The 23,366-nt window shown below is 39.7% G+C and carries 15 protein-coding genes; 5 read left to right on the forward strand and 10 right to left on the reverse strand.

The window, feature by feature from the left end; all coding sequences use genetic code 11:
• Position 1: 1 nt before the first annotated feature.
• The 4 genes from RMY27_RS12815 to RMY27_RS12830 all read right to left on the reverse strand — a co-directional run bounded on the left by RMY27_RS12815 (position 2) and on the right by RMY27_RS12830 (position 6,211).
• Positions 2 to 1,237 (reverse strand): glycosyltransferase, encoded by a 1,236-nt coding sequence (locus tag RMY27_RS12815; RefSeq protein WP_322663678.1) that lies wholly within the window; start codon positions 1,235 to 1,237, stop codon positions 2 to 4.
• A 67-nt stretch (positions 1,238 to 1,304) separates the two neighbouring features.
• Positions 1,305 to 3,545, reverse strand: coding sequence for an ATP-binding cassette domain-containing protein (locus tag RMY27_RS12820; protein WP_322663680.1), 2,241 nt, complete (start codon positions 3,543 to 3,545; stop codon positions 1,305 to 1,307).
• 108 nt (positions 3,546 to 3,653) lie between these two features.
• Positions 3,654 to 4,826 (reverse strand): glycosyltransferase family 4 protein, encoded by a 1,173-nt coding sequence (locus RMY27_RS12825; protein ID WP_322663682.1) that lies wholly within the window; start codon positions 4,824 to 4,826, stop codon positions 3,654 to 3,656.
• Between the two features lie 20 nt (positions 4,827 to 4,846).
• Positions 4,847 to 6,211 carry a glycosyltransferase gene (locus tag RMY27_RS12830; protein WP_322663684.1) on the reverse strand — a complete coding sequence of 455 codons (1,365 nt, stop codon included), beginning with the start codon at positions 6,209 to 6,211 and terminating at the stop codon, positions 4,847 to 4,849.
• 426 nt (positions 6,212 to 6,637) lie between these two features.
• Between RMY27_RS12830 and gloB the strand changes: the two genes are divergently transcribed.
• The 3 genes from gloB to dnaB all read left to right on the forward strand — a co-directional run bounded on the left by gloB (position 6,638) and on the right by dnaB (position 11,061).
• Positions 6,638 to 7,411 carry a hydroxyacylglutathione hydrolase gene (gene gloB, locus RMY27_RS12835; RefSeq protein ID WP_322663686.1) on the forward strand — a complete coding sequence of 258 codons (774 nt, stop codon included), beginning with the start codon at positions 6,638 to 6,640 and terminating at the stop codon, positions 7,409 to 7,411.
• Between the two features lie 447 nt (positions 7,412 to 7,858).
• On the forward strand, positions 7,859 to 8,317 hold the full coding sequence (gene rplI / locus RMY27_RS12840; RefSeq protein WP_094352304.1) for a 50S ribosomal protein L9: 459 nt from the start codon (positions 7,859 to 7,861) through the stop codon (positions 8,315 to 8,317).
• 146 nt (positions 8,318 to 8,463) lie between these two features.
• Positions 8,464 to 11,061 carry a replicative DNA helicase gene (dnaB, locus tag RMY27_RS12845; protein WP_322663688.1) on the forward strand — a complete coding sequence of 866 codons (2,598 nt, stop codon included), beginning with the start codon at positions 8,464 to 8,466 and terminating at the stop codon, positions 11,059 to 11,061.
• Between the two features lie 54 nt (positions 11,062 to 11,115).
• Here the strand turns inward: dnaB and RMY27_RS12850 are convergent, their stop codons facing one another.
• From RMY27_RS12850 to RMY27_RS12865, 4 genes are all read right to left on the reverse strand, one after another.
• Complete coding sequence (locus RMY27_RS12850) at positions 11,116 to 11,637, reverse strand: FKBP-type peptidyl-prolyl cis-trans isomerase (protein WP_322663690.1); 522 nt, start codon at positions 11,635 to 11,637, stop codon at positions 11,116 to 11,118.
• 78 nt (positions 11,638 to 11,715) lie between these two features.
• Positions 11,716 to 12,039, reverse strand: coding sequence for a phasin family protein (locus tag RMY27_RS12855; protein ID WP_094352173.1), 324 nt, complete (start codon positions 12,037 to 12,039; stop codon positions 11,716 to 11,718).
• Positions 12,040 to 12,379: 340 nt separating this feature from the next.
• A complete protein-coding gene (locus tag RMY27_RS12860) occupies positions 12,380 to 12,790 on the reverse strand; it encodes a 2TM domain-containing protein (protein ID WP_322663692.1) in 411 nt (136 codons plus the stop codon).
• A 138-nt stretch (positions 12,791 to 12,928) separates the two neighbouring features.
• Positions 12,929 to 13,069, reverse strand: a complete 141-nt coding sequence (locus RMY27_RS12865) for a hypothetical protein (RefSeq protein ID WP_322663694.1) — start codon at positions 13,067 to 13,069, stop codon at positions 12,929 to 12,931.
• A 241-nt stretch (positions 13,070 to 13,310) separates the two neighbouring features.
• On the opposite strand from RMY27_RS12865, the gene RMY27_RS12870 reads away from it, so the two are divergent.
• Positions 13,311 to 14,195, forward strand: coding sequence for a ParA family protein (locus RMY27_RS12870; protein WP_322663698.1), 885 nt, complete (start codon positions 13,311 to 13,313; stop codon positions 14,193 to 14,195).
• 564 nt (positions 14,196 to 14,759) lie between these two features.
• Complete coding sequence (locus tag RMY27_RS12875) at positions 14,760 to 18,143, forward strand: EAL domain-containing protein (RefSeq protein ID WP_322663700.1); 3,384 nt, start codon at positions 14,760 to 14,762, stop codon at positions 18,141 to 18,143.
• Between the two features lie 74 nt (positions 18,144 to 18,217).
• Here the strand turns inward: RMY27_RS12875 and RMY27_RS12880 are convergent, their stop codons facing one another.
• Both RMY27_RS12880 and ileS read right to left on the reverse strand, forming a co-directional pair.
• Complete coding sequence (locus tag RMY27_RS12880) at positions 18,218 to 19,369, reverse strand: histidine decarboxylase (RefSeq protein WP_322663702.1); 1,152 nt, start codon at positions 19,367 to 19,369, stop codon at positions 18,218 to 18,220.
• 699 nt (positions 19,370 to 20,068) lie between these two features.
• A complete protein-coding gene (gene ileS / locus RMY27_RS12885) occupies positions 20,069 to 23,020 on the reverse strand; it encodes an isoleucine--tRNA ligase (RefSeq protein ID WP_322663704.1) in 2,952 nt (983 codons plus the stop codon).
• Positions 23,021 to 23,366 lie beyond the last annotated feature (346 nt).

Genomic DNA, 23,366 nt, shown 5'->3' on the forward strand with positions numbered 1-23,366 from the left:
CTCAGTTAAATTTTGTATCGTTATCTAAAATTGGTGGACGCCGATCTTCTTCTATGTAGCTTAATATTTTAGTAATTCTATTCTCCCAAGAAAATTGCTGGGCAAAATCTATACTAGCTGCATAACCCTCTATTTTTCTGGGATAGGTTTCTAAAGTATGTTGAATGGATTGGGCAAGTTTTTGCGGGTTATCTGGTGTACACCAACTGGCAATCAAAGGTGATGTTTTGAATTCCATTAAAGGTGGAATGTCTGTTGCAACGATAGGAGTTCCAGCAGCCATGTACTGAAAAAACTTAACTGGATTCGTGAAATCTGCTGATTTTCCAGCGCAGTGAGGATGAACTAAAATATCAGCTGCTTGAAACAAGCTGACTAATCGTTCTCGTGGAAGTATCCAGCCTAAGAATTTAACGTTTTCGACATTTTTATCTCTGGCTATTTGTTGATATGCTTGTACTTGTGCTTCTGTTCCTCCTGTGATTACAAACTGAATTTCTGGCAATTCTTTAGCAGAATCAATTAAGAGGTTGACTCCTTTGAAAGGATACAAAGCGCCTGAATAGACAGCTAAATGCTTCCGTCCATTTATGAGCAATTCTTGCCGCCATCTTTCGGCTTCTTCGGGCTGTCTGATTAAAAATGATTGATTGAATCCGTTATGTAGCCAAACAACTTTTTCCGGTGGCATTCCATTTTCTATTAGGCTTTGCCGGATGGGTTCTGACTGAGTTATGGCTATTTTAAAATAGGGACTATGGATAATTTCTTGCTCAAATTTTCGGTCTTGAAAGTAGTGACGTTCATAGATAGTAGGGACTTTATTTTTAACCGCAGCTTTAACAAAGTTCCAATCTCGCGTGTGCACAACTTTAGTATGAGGTAGGATATGAACTGGTAAATAATATTTAGTTACTACTGTACTAGAGTTAGTAAATTTACCACCTACTCGATTGATAGGCCAAGGCATTGGCAATGCCGCAACTTTGAGCTTTTCTTGAACATCGTAAAATTCTATAAATTGTTTGCCGGGTTTTTTAGGTTTATAAGGATAAATTAGGGATAGTAGATTAACAGAAGAATTGTTTTTATCTTGATAAATTAAAACTGAGGAGTACCCTAAGTTAGCTGCTGCGTCGGCACAAAGAACATCATGAATTTCGTGTGCTGTGTCCGGTTTTAATGATAGCTCTCCGGTGTAAAAAATATATTGATTTTTCTTTGAAGAGTTTATCATTTTTTTGGGGATGATAGGTTTTTCAATATTTTAGTATAAGTAATTTTGTTCCTGACATTAGCTAAAATTAAACTTTGTTTTCAAAAAGTTTTAATACATCTAATAGGTAAATAGCAGATTGATAAGATTCTGCAATTAATAGATTTTGTTTTTGGGGTTCGGATTCTAATTTATCGGCTAGCAAGCGCAGAGAGCTAATGAGAGGGTAGAGACGCGTGCGAAACTCATCCGAAATATGACTAAAGTTTTGATACTGGTTATGTTCATCTTGATTTTGGTTTATATCTGACGATAACTGCCAGTTAATTTTCAGGTTCACTACATCGCTGAAGAGATCGATGGCGTTGAGAACTCTTAAGGCTGAGTTGTATGATTGGTCAATTAATTCCTGGCGCTCTTGGGAATTGTCTACTAGATCGTCAACTAATAGTCCGAGGAAACCAATCATTGAGTTAAGCCTTGTACGCAGTTCGTGAGAAATGCGGTTAAAGCTGGGATTAGTTTTGGTTGAAACTTCAGTCTGATCGGCAAATTGCATTGAATAGAGGCGTGAGTAGTAACCCCCTTTTTGTAAAAGTGTCTCATGGGTTCCCACTTCTACCACCTGTCCTTGATCTAATACGGCAATTTGATCGGCTTTTTGGACTGTGGAAAGGCGGTGAGCAATTACCAGGGTTGTGCGATCGCGACTTAAGTCGTCGAGTGCAGCTTGTACTAAGCGTTCAGAAACGGTATCTAAAGCGCTGGTGGCTTCATCTAAAATCAAAATTTCCGGATTTTGCAGCAGGGCGCGAGCGATCGCTAATCTTTGCCTTTGTCCACCAGACAACATGACGCCGCGATCGCCAATTTGACTGTCTAATCCTTGAGGTAATTTATCAATAAATTCATAAGCATTTGCTCGTTTGGCTGCTGAGATAATTTCATCTTCTGTAGCTTCAGGTCTTCCATAAGCAATATTATTTCGCACCGAGTCATTAAAGAGAAATGTATCTTGACTAACAATTCCCATGTTTGATCTGAGAGATTTTATATCAAAATCACGCAGGTCTATGCCATCGAGAGAGATACTGCCAGATATAGGATCGTAAAATCTGGGTAAGAGGTCAGCCAAGGTTGACTTACCTGCACCAGAACCACCTACCAAAGCGAGAGTTGTAGCACGGGGTAAAAATAAATTTACATCTTTTAGTACTAACTTTTCATGACTAGGGTAGGCAAAGGAAAGTGAATTAAAACTTATTCCTTTTTTTAATTCTGTATAGATAACATTACCGTTTTTCATAAACGGCTTGCGATCGCGACTTAAAAACTCACTTACTATTTCTACGCTAGTAGCACTATTGGCAAAGCTACTACGAAGACTATTTAACTGAGAAACCAAAGGCAGGAGTCGCAGTAATACTAATAAATATGTCAGTAGTACTGTTGAAATGAAAGAAATCTGGTTGGCAAAGAAAGTTTTACTCAAGAAAACAATCATAAGTAAGGCTATAACTCCCATCACCTCACTTATCGGCCCGATCGCTTGGGAGTTTACCTGAGATTGAAAATCTGCTTTTTCGCGATCGCGGATTAATTTGGTAATCTTTTGATATTCTCTGTCTTCATTGGCAGTTGACTTTACCAAACGAATTCCATTCAATGTTTCTAAAACACTGATTGAATAAGACGTAGACATTTCTGATAGTTGTTGACCAAATTGTTTCGCTCTACTAATTGTGTATTGATTTATTAATGTTATAAAACCCAACAAAATTGTTGCTGCGATTGTTAGCTGCCAAGAAATTGCTAATAATAAACAAACGAAAACTAAAATTGTAATTATTAAAATAATTAAATTGATAATACTCCCGATAGCACTAGAAGTGCGGGCAGTTTCCGAACCAAGGCGATTAATAATATCGCCTACTTTCGTTTTTGAATAATAGTCTATATCAATATCTAGCAATAACTCTAAGCTAGCTTCGCGAATATCCGCATTTAATCTCCGAGTGAAAACACTCGATGTTAAAATACTAAAATAACTAGATAAGTTTTTTAATAAAATTATAAATATAATTGTTCCAGCCATTCCCAAATTCCGAGAATTTTCGGGAAGATTATCAAATGGAAACATCACAGCTTTGAGAATCGGAGGAAAACCAGTTAAATCTACAGGTTGTCCAACAATTCTCAAAATTACTGGCACAATCAAAGTCACACCGACACCATTAAATAAAGCACCAGAAAATCCTAACAGCATCGTTAGGATAATTAAACCTGGATAGGGTTTGGCGAATCTTAGGATTAGTTTACCTTTAGACATTGGTTTTTATCATTTTGATTTACTTAGTATTAACATAATTTATAAATTAATGCTTTAGCTAATGCTTTGAGTTGCTGAATATCAACTTTGGAACAATTAATTTATTGGTTATAAATTGGCAATTATCGACTCCATAGTAGATGCCATTTTCTCTACACTATATTTTTCTAAACATCTATTTCTCGCTTTTTTACCTACTTCGTTAGCTGCCTCTAAATCCTGAAAGATTAATTTAATTTGTTCTGCAATTTGTTCTGGAGAAGCTGGATCGACTAAATAACCAACTTCATTTAAAATTTCGGGAATATCTCCTACTCGTGTTGCTACAACTGGCTTTGCCATTGCCATACCGTCCATGAGTTTAATCGGAAATTGTGCCCTTGCTACAGATGTATCTCGTTGAGGAACTACTACAATATGGGCCGCAGCCACTACTTCTGGCATTTGTTCTATTGACGTTTGAGGCAGCATAATAATCCACTGTCCCCAGCGCTCAATCAACTGTTCATCATAGTTATCGTAAGGATTACCACCAACAATTACTAGCCTAAAGTCGGATTCTTGTAACTGATCAAGTGCTATTAAAACATCCTCTAGACCCTTGTGCGGTCGAGGCGCACCAGGGAACATGAGAACGCGGTATTCAGCTAAACCATATTTTTGGCGACTGATTTGCGGATCGTACTTTTGGGGATCAAATAAGCAAGTATCTTTGCCATTGGGTATATAAATACCACCAAAACGATTCAGCAAGAATTGAGTATCTGCTGTAATAGCGTCAGCATGATTGGTCAATGACTCCATCCACTTTAAGTAAAGTGGATGGTCTGGATTCCTTAAAGCACCTTCTTTTTTTAGAAGTTCTCTAGCTAGCTGTTTCAAATTAGGGCGATACTGCCACTCATCGCCACCATACCAACTTAATTCCCAATCATCAATATCTAAAATCACTGGTCTATGGCTGCTGATTTTGTTTATTAAAGCTACTCCATAGCTTGTGGGTTTTGGTTTAACAGCGCAGATAATATCTCCATCTATCTTATTTAAAATTTGCCTGACAGAACCGAATAATTGTGGATAATCGCAGCCTGGTAGACAGAAAATTGCTAGATCGGATGGTGGCTCTGGATAAATATTTTTTCCAAATAAAAATCCTAATACTTCTACTTCATAATTTAATTTCTTAAAAATTTGACTTAGCAAATATGCTCTGTCAATTCCACCTTTAGAAAAGTTAGGCGTGAGGATTGAAACCTTTAATTTTTTATTTTGTTTATTCATATAAATAAGGTATCAGTCCATCAAGATACAAAGTTTTTTTGAGAAAATTTTAAAATTTCATGGTAAATTGTCAGCATCTCTGAAGCAACAGTATCCATTGTACGTACTAGCTGCATACCTTGACGTAATTTAGCTAGTAAATCGGCGTCTTTGGCTAAAGTCGCGATCGCTTCAGCCCATGCTTGGACATCTTTTGCTGGAACTAACCAACCATCGATGCCGTGACGGACTAACTCAGCAATTCCTCCTAAATTTGAACCGAGTACGGGAATACCCATAGCTTGTGCTTCTAAAGCAACTATGGGCCCAGTTTCTAACCACTGCGACGGTATTGCGAGGATATCGAAGCCTGCTAATGCCTCTGGTACTGCTTCGCGTGAAAGTGGTTCAGCAATCCGAATTCGGCGATCGCTGCTCGCGATCGCCATAACTTTTTCACGATTGGCAGCACCGTATTTCCCCGGATGAGTAGCATGAATAATTAACTCTACAGATACATCATTCGGTAGACTATGTACCGCTTCTACTAAAACTTGTACCCCTTTAGTTTCTTGCCAGCGACCCAAAAAGCCGATTTTTAATGTAGAGTTTTGTAGTTTATTTGGTGTTACTTCGCGTTTGAAAGTGTTAGCAACACCTTGCCGAGAAACAGTAAGTTTTTCGGGAGGAACGTTGTTTGCAACAAAAGCATTGTATTGCCAATTACTTGTTACAACAATGCGATCGGCTAGTTTTGCTAGTTGCATCAAATTGCGTCTATGTTGAGACACTAGAGTAGGAATGCCAAGAGTTTTACCAAGTAGGCGTAGCTTAAAACTTTTAGAGGTAAGTAATTTTGTTTCTGCTGCTACCCCAACATCCAAGGGGACTCGGCTTAAAGCCTTGAGCATCCAAGGTGCTACTTGCTTTGGTACTTCCAAGCATTGACTACAATTAACAGAATCAATCAGCCCATCGCAAGGTTCTTTGCCCCAGCGCATCATTGTACCACGCAGACATATAGGCTCAGGCATGTGGGCGGTGACAACAGTAGCCATCCCTAACTGGCGGGCGAGAGCAAGATGATGTAAACCGCAGTCAAATCGCCATGAATGTTGATGGTATACATCGGCTCGATTGTTTTCTAGCCAATTAGCAAAAGTTTTAAAGCCTCCGTGGGGTAGCTGTTTATGTACCTGTATCTTACTGGGGTTAGGAAAAACAGGATAACGATAAACTGAAATGCCATTGTATTCGTAAGTATCTTCCTCTTTACCTTGTTGAGGAGCAGCAACAACACTTTCTAGTCCATGTACTTGTAAGCCATGCAGTAGTGAATCTAAGTATACTTCAACACCACCTGATGAATCTGGAAAATACCAGCTAGTTGTATGGATTAGCTTCATCTATGAACCTGCAAAGAAAAAATTGGAAAGCTCATCTTTTTTTACCATGATTGATTATTCTATGTTTTCGTTATTAACATCTATCTTTTATAAATAACCCAAAGTAAATCTATAAAGTTCTGTATTAAGAGTTAGTAAGTATGTACAAATAAAAATTTTTTGATTACTGAATTTTGGGTTTTTGAGTAAATCAGAAAATTTAGGGCAAAAATAACAGAATAAATCTAACTTAGCTTTTACACTTCCTCCCAGAGAAATTTTACTGATATGCCCAGATTATAATTTATAGTTACTTAGTGTATTTTAAGTATTATTACGGTTGTATACTATCATAGTATTCATGGGCTTTCTCAACCTTTTCTCACTGAGATATTTAAGATTGCTGATAAATTCCAAAGTATTTACTGGAAAGGGAGATATTAAGTAATGGAAGTAATCAGGCTTGAGGCACTCTCAGATAATTACATATTTTTGCTGGTGGATCGCCAGCAACAAATTGCTGCTGTTGTCGATCCAGCAGAGGCTGAACCAGTACTAAAGCAACTTGCACAGTTAAAAGCTGAGTTGGTGGCAATTTTCAACACACACCACCACAATGACCATATAGGTGGAAATCAGCAATTAATAGAACACTTCCCGCAACTAACAGTCTACGGTGGCGTCGAAGATCGCGGGCGAATTCCGGGACAGCAGGTGTTTTTGAAACAAGGCGATCGCGTCCAGTTTGCAGATCGCATAGCTGAAGTTATTTTTGTTCCCGGACATACCCGCGCTCACATTGCTTACTACTTTCCCCCCGAAAAATCTGGTGAGACAGGCGATTTATTTTGCGGCGATACCTTATTTTCTGGCGGTTGCGGTCGCTTGTTTGAAGGAACACCAACCCAGATGGTGGATTCTTTAAGCAAACTGCGCTCTTTACCAGATGATACGCGTATCTGGTGTGCCCACGAATACACTTTAGGAAATCTGCAATTTGCCCTAACTGTGGATGGCGACAATGCCGACTTACAAAGACGTTTCAATGAAGTGAAAACTTACCGTAGTCGAGGAGAAGCTACCATACCCTCGCTGCTGGGAATGGAGAAGCGAACAAATCCCTTTTTACGTTGGGATCAGCCATCATTACAATCAACCGTTAAAGGTAGTGATGGAGTGCAAACCTTTGCGCGGATACGGGAAATGAAAAATAACTTTTAGGCATTAGGCATTGGGCAAAACAGTTCCGAGTTCCGAGTTCTGAGTTCCGAGTAAATCAGTGAGATTCACAACTCAGCACTTAGCACTCAGCACTCCTGAAGAGCATTGGGATAAGTAAAGAATTTAACTTTTAATCTTTTGCTCCCCTGCTCCCCCGCTCCTCTGTTCCTCTGCCTCCTCTGCTCCCTCATCCCATTTATCCAACTTTCTAGCGCTAATAGTTGCGATCGCACCCTTCCTTTCGCTAGGATCTGTAAGCTTTAGGGTATGGGCAAAGCTACTTGAGACAATATACTCATTTCAGGAGTTCTAAGTTCTGAAAAAACACTCGTTATTGAGGACTATTTACTCAGCACTGGCTCAATACTGCTAAAAGCACTGTTTTAGTGAGCTATGCTGCTTAAACCCACCCAAATTAATCATATTTTACAGGAAAAACGAAAAACGATGGCGAAACGCGTGCAGTTAGTTTTAAATCAGGATATCAGCAAGCTGGGAAAATCTGGTGACTTAGTGGAAGTAGCTCCTGGCTACGCTCGTAACTATCTGATTCCCCAAAAATTGGCAACCAATGCCACCCCTGGTATTCTCAAGCAAGTAGAGCGTCGTCGTGAACAAGAGCGTCAACGGCAATTAGAACTCAGACAACAAGCTCTTGAGCAAAAAGAATCTTTAGAAAAAGTTGGCAGCTTGACAATTGCCAAGCCAGTTGGTGAAAACGAAGCAATTTTCGGTACTATCACCACCCAAGATGTTGTAGATGCAATTAAGGCAGCCACCGGTCAGGAAATCGATCGGCGTGGAATTACCATCCCCGATATTAACCACCTTGGTACTTATCAAGCCGAAATTAAGCTGCATTCGGAAGTAGCGGCGCAAGTTGATATTCAAGTAGTCGCTAGCTAACTCAGGAGAGGGACAAAGCGACGCAAAGATGTGGGGGATGAGGATGAGGGAGCAAGGGAAGTAAAAGTGAATAACTCCTAACTCCTAACTCCTGTACAGACGCGATTAATCGCGTCTCTAGCAAAATCTCAAAACTAAAATCGTTTATGGCTGAAGAATTGAGTTTTCAAGGCGATGGTAGCGATCGCCTCCCACCACAAAATATTGAGGCGGAAGAAGCGATTTTGGGGGGTATTTTGCTAGATCCAGAAGCGATTAGTCGAGTTAGCGATCGCCTCCTTCCCGAAGCTTTTTACATTAGCGCTCACAAAGATATTTATCAAGCGGCTGTGAGGCTCCACACTCAAGGCAAACCCACAGATTTACTCTCAGTCACAAGTTGGCTGACCGACCATGAAATGCTAGCCCGCATTGGTGGTAGAAATAAATTAGCAACTCTGGTAGACCGTACAGTGTCAGCCGTGAACATTGACGCCTTAGCAGGGTTAGTGATGGAAAAATACCTGCGGCGACAGTTAATTAAAGCTGGCAATGAAATTGTACATCTTGGTTACGAAACAGAAACCGAGTTACCACAAGTTTTAGATCAAGCAGAACAGAAAGTTTTCGGTGTTACTCAAGAGCGTCCCCAATCGGGTTTAGTTCACATTTCTGATACTCTAATTAATAATTTCCAGGATATTGAAGATAGAAACCAAGGTATTGCCTTACCTGGAATTCCCTGCGGATTTTATGATTTAGATGCCATGACTAGCGGCTTTCAGCGTTCAGATTTGATTATTATCGCTGGTAGACCATCAATGGGGAAATGTTTGCATGAAAATGTGGAAATACTTTTGAGTGACGGGAGTATCTCAACTATTAAAGAAATATACCATCGTCGGCAAGCTGAGTTAATAACTTTAGGAAATGATTGGAAGTTTCATTTAACTCAAGCTTCAGCCTTTGTTAATGACGGCATTAAACCAGTTTTTAGTGTTACTACTCGTTTAGGACGATATATTGAAAGTACTATCACCCATCCTTATTTAACCATCAATGGATGGCGACAACTTTCAGAATTAAGAGTAGGGGATAAAATTGCTGTAGCTCGTAAACTTAATGTATTTGGTACAGAAACTATCCGCGAGTGTGAAGTTAAATTATTGGCATATTTCATAGGTGATGGGTGCTTAACAGATTCAACACCAGAATTTACTAATATTAACTCTCGCATCCAAAATGATTTCACATACGCTGTTACCAGCTTTTCACCCAAGTTGAAAGTTAGGATAGAAATTAGGAGTGAACGCACCCCAATACTCTATGCAGCTATGTCTCAAGGGCAAAAGAATCCTTTAACAACATGGTTGGAAAACATAGGACTATGGGGCAAAAAAGCTGATGCCAAAATCATTCCGCAAGCTATTTTTAAATTGGAGCGATCGCAACTTTCCTTATTCCTCAATCGTTTGTTTGCAACCGATGGATGGGCTGCATTACTTACAAGCGGTCAATCGCAGTTAGGCTACTGTACTGTCAGCGAAAAATTAGCTAGACAAATACAACATTTGTTATTGCGATTTGGAATTATTGCCAGTCTGAAAAAACGCTCTGTGAAATATAAAGACACTCACAGACAAGCTTGGCAATTAGATATTACTGATGCCGAGAGTATCAAAAATTTTATCTCAGAAATTGGTATTTTTGGCAAAGAAGAGGCATTAACTAAGGTCGCAGATGCAATAGCTAAAAAGAGATATCAAACAAATCGTGACCTCATTCCAATAGAAATTTGGGAACAGATAACAACAGCTAAAGGTAATGAACCTTGGACTCTTTTAGCTCAACGTGCCGGAATTCAAGGATATTCAAATATCCATGTTGGGAAACGTGCTTTAACACGAGAAAGGCTTTGGATATTAGCAAGTACTTTAGAAAATTCGCCACTTCAACAGTTAGCAGCGAGTGATGTGTATTGGGATGAAATAGTTTCGATTGAATCGATGGGATGCAAACAAGTTTATGACTTAACAATCCCAGAAACACACAATTTTGTCGCCAATGATATCTGTGTTCACAATACCGCGTTCTGTCTGAATCTAGCTCATAATATCGCCGCTTCTTATAAATTACCAGTTGCTTTTTTTAGCTTGGAAATGTCAAAAGAGCAACTGACGCAACGTTTATTAGCTAGTGAAGCACAAATTGAAAGTAGTTATTTGCGAACTGGCCGCCTGAGTCAAACGCAGTGGGAACCTTTAAGCCGTGCCATTGGTATCCTTTCCGAGATGCCAATTTATATTGATGACACGCCAAATATTACAGTTACACAAATGCGTAGTCAGTCAAGAAGACTGCAAGCTGAAATAGGAACTGAATTAGGATTAATTGTAATAGATTACCTGCAATTGATGGAAGGGGCAGGTGATAATCGCGTACAAGAATTATCAAAAATTACGCGTCAACTCAAAGGTTTAGCACGGGAATTATCTGTACCAGTTATTGCTTTATCTCAGTTGAGTCGCGGGGTAGAAGCACGCACTAACAAGCGTCCGATGTTATCTGATTTGAGAGAATCCGGTTCGATCGAACAAGATGCGGATTTAGTAATCATGTTATACCGCGACGAGTACTACTCTCCCGATACTCCCGATCGCGGCATTGCAGAAGTAATTATAGCTAAACATCGTAACGGCCCTACAGGTACTGCGAAACTTTTGTTTAATCCACAGTTTACAAAGTTTCAAAATTTAAAAATTTAGCTATTGAATTTGGGACTTGGGACTGGGAAAAACCAATACCCAATGCCCCAATTCCTATTTAACTCCCAGCAATTCCACTTCAAAAATTAGAGTTGCATTGGGTGGAATCACGCCACCAGCACCACGAGCGCCGTAGCCTAACTCAGATGGGATGATTAACTTACGAAGACCACCTACTTTCATGGTGCTAAGTCCTTCATCCCAACCTTTGATTACCTGTCCAGCACCGATTTTAAAGCTAAAGGGTTGGCCGCGATCGCGTGAACTATCAAACTGAGTACCATTTTCTAGAGTGCCGACATAGTGAACTTCAACCGTTTGTCCAGGTTTAGGAGTCGCCCCAGTCCCCTCTTTTAACTCCACATACTTTAATCCAGAAGGAGTGGTTACGGCATTAGCATCAGACATAGTATTACTCGCAATTAAGATATTGTTTTCAGTTACAGTTGTGGATACTGGCGGCGTTTGGGTTAACTCGGCAGCAATGGCAGTATTTTGTTTACTGCCTACTTGCCCCACAACCAAAAGCACAACACACACCAGCATGAACGCCACGCTGAGGAAAATTGGTTTCAAAATCAGTTCTCCTTACTTAGGTATCCTGGCAAAAAGATTACCAACAGGACACATTTAGTTTAAATCAGAAAGGGCATTCTAACGCCAAAGCTTATTTTCTAAATCGCGTAATTGACGCTCTAAACGGTCAATTCTACCCCTCAGCTCGTCCACTTCTGATTGGCGAGCCACCCCCAAATCCTGCATCATATTTCGCATTTGCCGTTGCATTTGCACATCGAAGTTTCCCTGTTCCGACTTTAACTGCTGGGCAATATCATCTATTACTGCCTTAGCTTGCTCAGGATTCAGTTTACCGTCTTTGACTAAATCATCGCTGACTTGCCGCAATTTTTCTGCGACTATAGACGTTGTACCAAGACCCACCATCATTAGCTGTTGTAACCAGTTGTTGTTATCCATACTGCCTTCCTTTTATCTTATTAACTAGCCGACCCTTGCTCCTGAGTTTAGGCAATCAAGCTTCTTAAAGCGTAGTTATTCTAGCCTACAGCTCTATTTTGGCAAATTGGCAAGCACAAGGATAAGGATCAAAGGGCGTGATTACACAACTCCTTAAGTTTAAGGTTGCCCAAATTTACCTATTTTGCGAAGTCAGAGGCAATTCCCTATAAATTACAAAGCTCACACTCACCCCTGGCGGTGAATGTGAGTAGTTCATGGGAAGATTTTATCTAGAAGGAGGTACAAATTTAGACAACAGCGATCGCTAAATATCTAAGATTGATCGTTAAAGAAGAAGTTAAATTTGTGTACGCCATTTCTGAAAAGCAATCTCGTAATCCTCTGATTTACTTTGATAAACACTCCACCAATGAAAAAAGAGTCCTAACCCCCATCCTAATACTGGGAAAATAGCCCAAAAATAACTAGGACTAGTGATTAAATTTAAAATAATGAGGAATAAATTCACCGCCAGAAAAGAAACAAAGTTTGACCAAAAGGCTCTGCGTCGGAAAGCATTAAATGTGTGTCGTGAACGTTCTTCTTCTTGTTGAGCTAACCACTTTTGTTCTGTTGTTTCCAAAATATTAGAAGAAATATTTAACTCAGATGCCATTTCTAAAAGCTGTTCTCGTGAAAATTCACCTTTGTCTTTACGAGTGAGTGCTTTTTGCAGGATTTGTTCTACATCTTCTGAATCGTAAGTCATTTTAATTACCTTATAAGTTTGTGTGTAAATGCGCCTTTGATTTCACGAAATTATCGATCGGCTTCGTTCAATTCAATTAGCAAATGCATCCACATTTTGCACCCAATACTTAGTTATATTCACAACACTACTATTTTCTCACAATTGATTTAAGGCTACTGTATTTGTCAATACCTCTATAATTGCTTTGATGAGAGCGATCGCTGTTACAGCATTCAGCCCAAGATTTTCATTATGGAGTAAAGAAGGCTGGTAGCTCGATTCCAGGTAAACATCCAACTACATATTGCTGCCTCTATCGAGTAGACATCGCTAAAATCACTCTTTTGAATTTCCGAAAATATTAAATTTAATGGAAGATTTAAGATATCAGCAGAGGTGTACGCTACCTAGTAGTCTGTCAAGTTTGATTTGATCGGTTCGTAGTTTGTGCTTTAGCGTTAACTAGAAAACAATCCGCACCCCTTAATTATTTCTTGACAGACTACAAGTGGGAATGCGTCAATAGAGGACTCAATCAATGGGATATGTAATCGCTACTGCCAATATGAAAGGTGGTGTTGGTAAAACCACCCTCACCGTCAACTTAGCTACCTGTTTAGCTAAAAATCATGGCAAGCGGGTGCTTGTACTTGATTTAGACAGCCAAATTAGTGCCACACTCAGTCTGATGTCGCCTTTAGATTTTGCCAAGCTTCGTAAACAAAGTAAGACATTTAGGTATCTGATAGACGAAGTTATCAATCCAAACCCCCAAGCAAAACTTACAATTCAGGATATTATTCAATCCCAGGTTTGTAATCTTCCCGGACTAGATTTATTACCGGGAGACATCGATTTATATGATGAATTTGTTGTTTCAGAAATGCTGCATCAACAAGCTACTGCTTTGGGTGAACAGGACTTTGAAACGATTTGGAATCGCTTTGAAAGAGTTTTAATTAATAACATCTTAAAACCAGTAAGTCAAGAATATGATTTTATCCTTCTCGATTGCGCCCCTGGCTATAATTTACTTACTCGTAGCGCTTTAGCTGCCAGTGATTTCTACATACTTCCTGCGAAACCAGAACCATTATCTGTAGTAGGTATTCAACTGCTAGAAAGACGGATTGCCCAATTAAAAGATAGTCACGGACATGAAACTAAGATAGATATAAAAATGTTGGGAATTGTATTTAGCATGTCCAGCGCTAACCTGCTCACTGGCAGATACTATAAACAAGTCATGCACCGCGTTGTAGAAGATTTCGGTGTCGAAAAAATTTGTAAGGTACAAATACCAGTTGATGTCAACGTTGCTAAGGCTGTTGATAGTTTTATACCTGCTGTTTTAAATGCTCCCCAATCAGCAGGTTCAAAAGCTTTCTTTCAGTTAACTCAAGAATTGTTGCAAAAGCTATAGCTCTAGTTAATCATTAGACTTCTTGGCATTTGTCGGGGTAAAGGGGAAGGTGGGGATAAGGGGAAGGGGAAAAGGGTAAAGAAACTCAAAATCCTTTCCCTTTAACCTTTTTCCTTTTCCCTAAGAGTGCAAAAATATATTTTTGCAAGAGGTCTATTGATGAACAACATGATTTCCGATTTATTAAATTAGAGATATATATGTAAAGACGTAGGGATGCTACGTCTTTACAAGGGTTTCAGGTAATGAATAATTTATTTTTGGAGATATCTATGTCTATTAAGTAGGTCACAAATCTGAACCTTTCAATTTTTCTAAGACCTGAAGAAAGAGAATTTATACTTACTCGGTGAGAAACAAGCTATATGAAATAAATCTCAAATCCCCAATTTAAAATTCTCTATTCAAGAAAACTCTTTAGGCATAAGGTCAATCTAAAATCTCAAATCCCCAATTCAGTAACAAATAAGTTATCCTTTTTTTAAGTTCAGCAGTTATACGGAAGCTATAATTGGTGAGATTCAGCTATTGAGTGAAAAGGTCAGTAAATTTCACTAAGAAACAATGGTTATTAACGATTCTGCACGGGCGGAGAACAATCAGCACTTGCTAATGCGCCTACCACGGACTCTGAGTTATCTCGAAACCTGGGGCTTCGGGTTAACTGGTCATGTTGGATGGATTGGTACTGCCCCTATCATTCATGCAGCGTTAGGGCCGAAAGCTATCTTAGTTTGGTTTTTTGGCACGATTATTTCCTTTTTGCTTAACTTACAGGTACAAAGTCTAGGTAGGCATTGGTCAGATGTTGCTGGAGGAACGCCAAACTATACGACAAGGCTATTAAAGAACTTTCCTGGCTTAGGACGTTACGTAGCATTAGGATACTTTTTTAGCTGGGCAGCAGCACCTGCACTGTATGCGATTATTCTCACCAACCTAATTAAAGTCAATTTTGAACCATTAGGTATTTCTTGTCCAGAAACTTTATTAAAAATTTTATTTACAGCGATTCCTTTTATTTTAGCGTTCAGTGGCACCCGTGCTTTGGCGCTTCTACATTTATTTTTTGTATTCCCAGCAATTTTATTACTGTTATTATTTTGTGTTGAAGGCGTATTATGGTTAGTCTTCTCATCTGCTAATTTTAGTTTTCTTCCAACTAGCACACATAGCTTGAGCTTTCAAGAATGGGCAAAATGGTTTTTTCTAGCTAGTTATTCAATTTATGCTTGTGAAACCACTTCTTCTTTTATTGCTGATAGTCGCCATCCATATAAAACTTTAAAGTTTTTAACCCTAGCTGCTTGGTTAATTCCTCCGGTATTTCTAGGTGGTTCTTGGGTATTGATGTGTTCTACTCCAAATTCAACAATAGGTGAGGATGCGTTTTTAAATCTAGTAGAAGCTTCTAAACCTTTTTGGGGTGAATCTGCCCCTTTTCTAGTAACACTTCTAATTACTATATCTTGCCTTCTAAGTTCTGCTACAGCAGTTTCCAACTCTCCTCGGATATTATACCAGCTTGCCTTAGACAGACAGCTTTCTCCTATATTTGCATTAGTTTCCCGTCAAGGTGTCCTTGTTCCTGCTATTTTAGTTACCTTTCTACTCAGTTTGCTTTGTCTAAATTTGGGAAATATATCTCAACTTGTCACAGTAGCAGGTACCTGTTATCTCATGTCTATTATGGGTCTACATCTGGGATTATGGATGTGTCGTGGTAAACCACACATATTATGGCCTTGGTGGTCACTCGGTTTTTTCTTGGTAGAAGCGATAGTTCTAATAGTGGGAGGTTTAGCTTGGAACTGGAGAGATTTCTTAACGGGATTATTATTACCTATTATTTTACTGATTGGAGATTTAGTGCTACGTCGCTTAAGATTTGCACCATTACAGCCAAATTGGTGGACACAGCATTACGATACTAACTCTAGTAAAAATAATCCAGATTTTGTAGTATTACAAGTGATTGTTTTAGTATCATTGATTTGTATTACTGCCACAATCAGTTGGGTTATTCGCGATTTTTTAGATAGACTTTCTAACCATCCTCAAAATTCTTTTTTGGCGATTTTATTGGTGACGCTTTCTTTTACAGGGGTTGCGATCGCTTGTTGGACAACTTTACCACAAATTATTGCTATTGATGAAGCACGCAAACAAGCAAGAAACCTATTTATCACTACTCTCGATACCGTTCCAGATACTGTTTTAGTATTAGATGAAGACGGGACAATTTCTCAGACAAATGCTGCTGCTGAAGAATTATTTCAAACAAGTATTCAGCAGTTGCTTGGGCAAAAATTGAATCAACTTCTAATATGCTATCGCGGCAAACCGGAGCAATGGTCTACTAGAAGCGAGCAAAGCTTGAAAATTAACCAAGGTTTGCGAATTGTTGAATCGACGATTTCCCAGCCATTTAATTCTCTGCTACGGGAGTATATTGTTATTGTTCGTGACATCACTAAGCGGAAGCTAGCAGAGGAGGAGTTAGTCCAGTATCGTTATCAACTTGAGCAGTTGGTGCTAGAGCGCACTATTGAGCTTATTAGAGTTAATCAACAACTTCAACAAGACATTATTAAACGTCAAGAAGCACAAGAACAATTACTGCACAATAGTCTTCATGATGGGCTAACTGGATTACCTAATCAACGATTATTTATGGAGCGGGTACAGCAGGCAATAGAACAGTCTAAACAGCAAAATAATTATTTATTTGCCGTCTTATTCTTAGACCTAGATCGCTTTAAAGTTGTTAATGACAGCCTTGGACATCTACTAGGAAATCAACTTTTGATTGCAATTTCTCATCGGCTAAAGTCAGTTCTGCGAGAGGAAGACATAGTAGCTCGTTTTGGTGGAGATGAGTTCACAATCTTAATTGAGGAAATTGAGGATATCAACACCGCAATACAGGTGGCCGAGCGAATTAAAAAGGTGCTAGCTTTGCCATTTCAATTAAATGAGCATCGGGTGTTTACTAATGTTAGTATTGGCATCGCTTTGAGTAGAGCAGATTATGAGCAAGCAGCGCAGATTTTACGCGATGCCGATGTGGCAATGTATTGTGCCAAATCACTTGGTAAGGCACGTTATGAGGTTTTTGATCCAAAGATGCACGAGGGTGCAGCTTTGCTTTTAGAGTTAGAAACTGCTCTGCGAAATGCGCTGTTAAAGCAAGAAGAATTTCGCCTTAATTACCAGCCCATTGTTTCACTCACAACTGGCAAAATTATTGGATTTGAGGCACTGATACGTTGGTATCATCCAGAACGAGGACTTATTTCCCCTCAAGATTTTATTCCTTTGGCTGAGGAAACTGGAATGATTGTGAGTATCGGGCAATGGGTGCTTTATGAAGCCTGTTACCAAATGCACAAATGGCATAAACAATTTCCTACCTCACAACCTCTGACGATTAGCGTAAATTTTTCTGGTAAACAAATTACGCAACCTGATGTGTTTAAACAGGTTAAACATATTTTGCAGCAAACTGGACTGGAGCCATGCTTTTTGAAATTGGAGATTACTGAAAGCTTGTTGATGGATAATTTTGAATTAGCTACTAATGTGCTTTCCCAATTAACAGCGCTGAATGTGGAGATGCACATGGATGATTTTGGGACTGGCTATTCATCCTTAAGTTATCTACATCGCCTACCAATTAAAACCATTAAAATTGACCGCTCTTTTGTCACCAGTATAGGTAGTCGAGGAGAAAATTTAGAAATTATTCGAGCGATTGTGACATTAGCCCATAATTTAAATATGTCTGTAACAGCAGAAGGCATAGAAACTGTAGACCAATTAGCACAATTGAAGGCTTTACAATGTGATTATGGGCAAGGGTATTTCTTCTTACCACCTATGGAACGGGCAGAGGTAGAAATACTACTTGCTGCTAACTTGTGCGGAAAAAACTTTTTAAAAAGATAAAATCTTGGCAGGAAATTCTGTTTAGAGAAACACCTTCCCAAACTGGGCGATTGATTTCACTTGACAATCTATTTTTAGTGTAGCGCTGATTGTAGCTGGAAATTTTCTACGTTATCAAGTAACCCTTCTTCTAACAAAAGCTCGTTAACAAAAGTATCAATTTTGTGCCGATCGATATTTTGCATGACTACAATGTGTACCCAATTTTCATAAATTGCTAACTGCCACTTTTTAATTAACTTTTGAGAAGGTTTTTGGAACACTACGGTATTGGAAAATTTATTGAGCATACATGGATATTCTCTGATTTTAAGTTGTTGGAAAAGATATTGAGCATTATCTATACAGGTTTTTGCTTCTTTGCCTAATCCATCATAACCTCTGGTTTTTATTGCATACCAAAGAATCAGAGGGGTATGACCGTTCCTAGAACCCAGAATGGTTGTATCTGATGAACCAATATATTCAATTTCTGTTTCAACTTTTTCTACCCATTTTTTCTTGGTTAAAACCACACCACAAGGCAAGGGTGAACCAATGAATTTAGCAGAAATAGCTATACTATCTATGGGTTTTTGAAAGTTAACTTGTGGAGCGCCATCTAGAAAGGGTAATATTAATCCTGAAAGGGCGGCATCACAATGAATGTAGTAATCTTTAATTTGATTGCGCTCTAAAATTTCGATAACTTTGTCTAAGTTATCAATTGCGCCTTTGACAGTAGTCCCAATATTCAAATTTAGGATCGCAGGATAATTACGATTTTCGCTAATGAGTTTTTCAAAATGCTCATAATTCATCTCTCCATTAATTTGTGAGTTAACAACATTGTGTTGGATGCGGAATAATTTTGCTGCTTTTGGTATGGAGTAATGAGAGTCTTGTGATGAGTAAAGAATACCATTAGGGTAGATTTCTCTTGCTAAGAACATTCCATATAAATTACCTTCAGTTCCGCCAGCAGTAACATAACCCCAGAACTGATTTTCTGGAATTTTATAGAGTTGGGCAAAAAAAGATAATACTTCTTGTTCAAACTTACGAGAATGGAGACCAAAATCTGGTTCAATATATGGATCTCCAGCATTATTTAACAGAAAATTGAAAAATTTGCCGATCGCACTGTAATCACAACTTAAATTATATGGATAGCCTGCATGAAGCTGCGATCGCTGTTCTATTTGCACCAGAAAATCAGCCAATTCCTTAGCAACTTTATTTGACATATCTCTGTATCTCTTAAATTTTGATTGAGTTAATGGATGTTTTAAACTAAATTATACGTATTAATCCATACCTTTAGATTTTTTTAACAATGTATCTATTTAGCTCTTTCACAGAAGATAATACAGTGAAAACACTGATAAGGATTCAGTGATAATACCCAATTTTTTTTTACCAAAGTATATTACATTTAGAACTTCTGCATAATACGAAATAACCAGAATGGGTATTACGTAAAATATTTTTTAAGTCGCTGACCGCAACCTAATTTAATTAAATATTTAACTTTGTGTCCATTGCGTAATTTCTGGAAATGACTAGTCCTGCAAGGCGGAAGTCAAAAGTCAAAAGAATTATATTCCAAGCTCTTGCGCCATTTGAAATGGTATGTTTATTTACGCCATTCTGTACTAGCCTATACAAGCGAACTACGCTTGTGCAGACTTCATCCAGTTAAAAAGACATTCCTAGAAATTAAATAGGCGTTATATCATGTCCGCCAAATTAGCGATAATAAAAGAACCCCACCCCGCCAAAGCTGTGCTTTGTCTCCCTCCCCGCAGGCGGGGAGGGGTTGGGGATGGGGTGATTCGGGTTTAACTAGTAATCTAACCGGACATAATATTATACAGAACTCTAATAGAGACTTAGCACTGCTCGTCTCTATATTCTTTTTCACTCCTACCGTGGAATTTTTGCTTTTAGAACTTTCCAGCTAAAGCTGCAACGCATCGTTCGCAAATTAGGGGATGTTCTGCTGATTCTCCCACATGAGTAGAGTAGTTCCAACAGCGATCGCACTTTTGCCCATCTGCTTTCACTACACCAATTCCCCAGTCTTCTGTCTGCGCTGTATATTCTAATCCTTGCAATCCTTCAGCAGAATCTAATAATTCCACTTGGGAAGTCAGCAATAAATACCGCAGTTCGTCAATCCCGTTACCCTTCACAGGGTTAAAGGCTTTGATAGCATCACTTAATTGTTTGTCAGGTATGTGAATCAAAGCTTTCGCTTCCAGAGAAGAACCAATGAGTTTTTCTATCCTGGCTTGTTCCAACACTTTATTCACATCGGTGCGGAGTTGTCGCAGCACTGACCAAAATTCTGCTAACTTTGGATTACGCCATTTTTCTTCAATCTGCACCCAACCAGCTTCAAACACTGATTTGTAAGGTGTTTTGTAAGGGAGATATTGCCAGATATCTTCGGCAGTGTGGGATAGTACTGGTGCGATCGCTCGTGCTAAATTATCTATTGCTATCTTCAGCACCGTTTGACAACTGCGACGGCGGAAAGCATCTTTTGCACTGATGTACAGCCTGTCTTTGGCAACATCTAAATAAAAATTGGATAAATCCACCACGCAGAAATTCTGCACTGTTTGGAAAAAGCGGAAGAATTGGAAACTCTCAAAGGCTTCGGTTACTTCTTCAAACACTTCGGTGATGCGGTGCAGCATATAACGGTCAAGTTCTGGTAATTCCTCGAACGGAACTGCATCTTTTTCTGGGTCAAAATCATCCAAGCTACCCAACAAAAACCGCGCCGTATTGCGAATCTTCCCTCTAACATCATTCATTTGCTTAATGATGTTTTTGCCAATGCGAACATCGCCGGAGTAGTCAACCGATGATACCCACAATCGCAATACATCTGCACCGTAAGGCGGTTCTACTTTTTGATTTTTTCCACCTTCAATGATTGTATTTGGATCGACTACATTTCCTTCTGACTTACTCATCTTTCGCCCTTGTTCGTCTAAAGCGAAGCCGTGAGTTAGTACAGTTTTGTAAGGCGCAATGTCATTTACCGCTACACTGGTGAGCAAACTGGATTGAAACCAACCGCGATGTTGGTCGGAACCTTCCAAATATATATCAGCAGGGTAGCGTAACTCTGGACGCTGTTGGACAACAGCTGCCCAAGATGAGCCAGAATCAAACCATACATCCATTGTGTCTGTACCCCGGCGGTAGGACTTACCATTATTACGATAAGATTCGGGTAATAATTCCTCAACTGATAATTCCCACCAAGCATCGGAACCCTTTTCGGCGATGATTCCTTGGACGTGGTTGATAGTTTCCTCATTCAACAGTGGTTCTCCCGTGGCTTCATCGTAGAAAACGGGAATGGGTACACCCCAAGCGCGCTGACGAGAGATACACCAATCGGAACGTTCCGCCACCATTGGCGTGATCCGATTTTCACCTTGGGCTGGAATCCATTTTACCGTGGCGATCGCTTTTAATGCTTCTTCTCTAAATCCTTCCACCGAAGCAAACCATTGTTCAGTGGCGCGGAAAATTGTCGGCTTTTTCGTCCGCCAATCATAAGGATATTTGTGGGGATATGGTTCTTCTTTCAACAAAGAACCAGCCGCATTTAATGCATCAATCACCGCCTGATTCCCATCACCCAGCACATTTAACCCCGCAAATTGTCCCGCTTCTTCGGTAAAATTGCCATTGTCATCCACTGGTGCAAGGATGGGCAAACCATAACGCTGACCAACAATGTAGTCTTCTTGACCATGACCGGGGGCAGTATGTACCAACCCCGTACCCGATTCAGTAGTAATGTAATCACCGCCGACAACAATCGGACTTTCACGGTCATATAGAGGATGACGGTAAGTAGTATGTTCTAAATCATTCCCCTTGAACGTGGCTTTTACAGTTAACTCAACTCCCAAAGTTGAAGATAAACGTTCCACTAAATCAGCAGCAACGATGAGATAGCGGAACCTCACCCCCTCAGTCCCCCTCTCCGTTAACGGAGAGGGGGAAGAAACTTCCTCACTCCCCCTCCCTGCTTGCGGGGAGGGGTTTGGGGGGTGGGGTTCCACTTCCACCACTGCATAATTCAAATCTGCATTCACTGCCACAGCTAAATTCCCCGGAATTGTCCAAGGTGTAGTTGTCCAGATAGCCACACCCAAATCTGACTGATATTCCGCCAACACTGGTTTTACAGCTGACGCCAAACTTGTGATTGCAAAAGCTGCATAGATACTGCGGGAAACGTGACCTTCAGGATATTCCAACTCAGCTTCAGCCAAAGCGGTATGAGAACTAGGACTCCAGTGAACGGGCTTTAAACCGCGATAGATGTAACCTTTTAAGAACATCTGACCAAACACGCCAATTTGAGCCGCTTCATATTCCGGCTTCAGAGTTAGATAAGGGTTTTCCCAATCACCCCAAATACCGTAGCGTTTAAAATTTTGGCGCTGGTCGTTTACCGTTGCTAGTCCAAATTCTTTCGCCTTTTGCCGCAATTGTAAAGATGTTAAATTTTGCCGTTCTGCTGACTTCATGTTCTGCAAAACTTTTAACTCAATTGGCAATCCGTGACAATCCCAACCAGGGACGTAGCGAACTTTACGCCCTTGTAATATTTGGTAGCGGTTAATAATATCTTTGAGAATTTTATTTAAGGCATGACCAATATGGAGTGAGCCATTAGCGTAGGGAGGCCCATCGTGCAGTATAAATAATTCGCCGGGGTTCTTGTCAAAGAGGTGATCGTAAATTTTATTTTCTTCCCAAAATTTTTGGATTTCTGGCTCACGCTTGATGGCGTTTGCCCGCATATCAAAGTTAGTCTTGGGTAGGTTGACAGTATCTTTGTAACTTCCTGATTCGGTCACAGTCTCATGCCTAGAATTAGGTGTGCAGGTTTTACTAATTATAGAAGATAGCCTGAAATCCAAAATTCACTATTTGAACGTGAGTTTGATAAGTATTATTTGACCTTCCCCCCAGCCCCTCTCGCAACTTTGCTACGGTCTACACAAGTCAAATTACCCCCCTTAATCCCCCCGATGCATTGGGGGGAAACAAGAAAATCTAGTTCCCTCCCCTTTCCAAGGGGAGGGTTAGGGTGGGGTAAAACTGTCTCTCTCCGACGAGCGAGAGGGAAGGTTTTGCGTAGTAAAACCAGGGAGAAGTTTCTAGGCGATTAAGAGACTAATCAGGAATTTTGCGGAGATTGAG

This window comes from Nostoc sp. DedQUE09 (assembly GCF_034530915.1).
In the GTDB taxonomy this organism is placed as follows: Bacteria; Cyanobacteriota; Cyanobacteriia; order Cyanobacteriales; family Nostocaceae; genus Nostoc.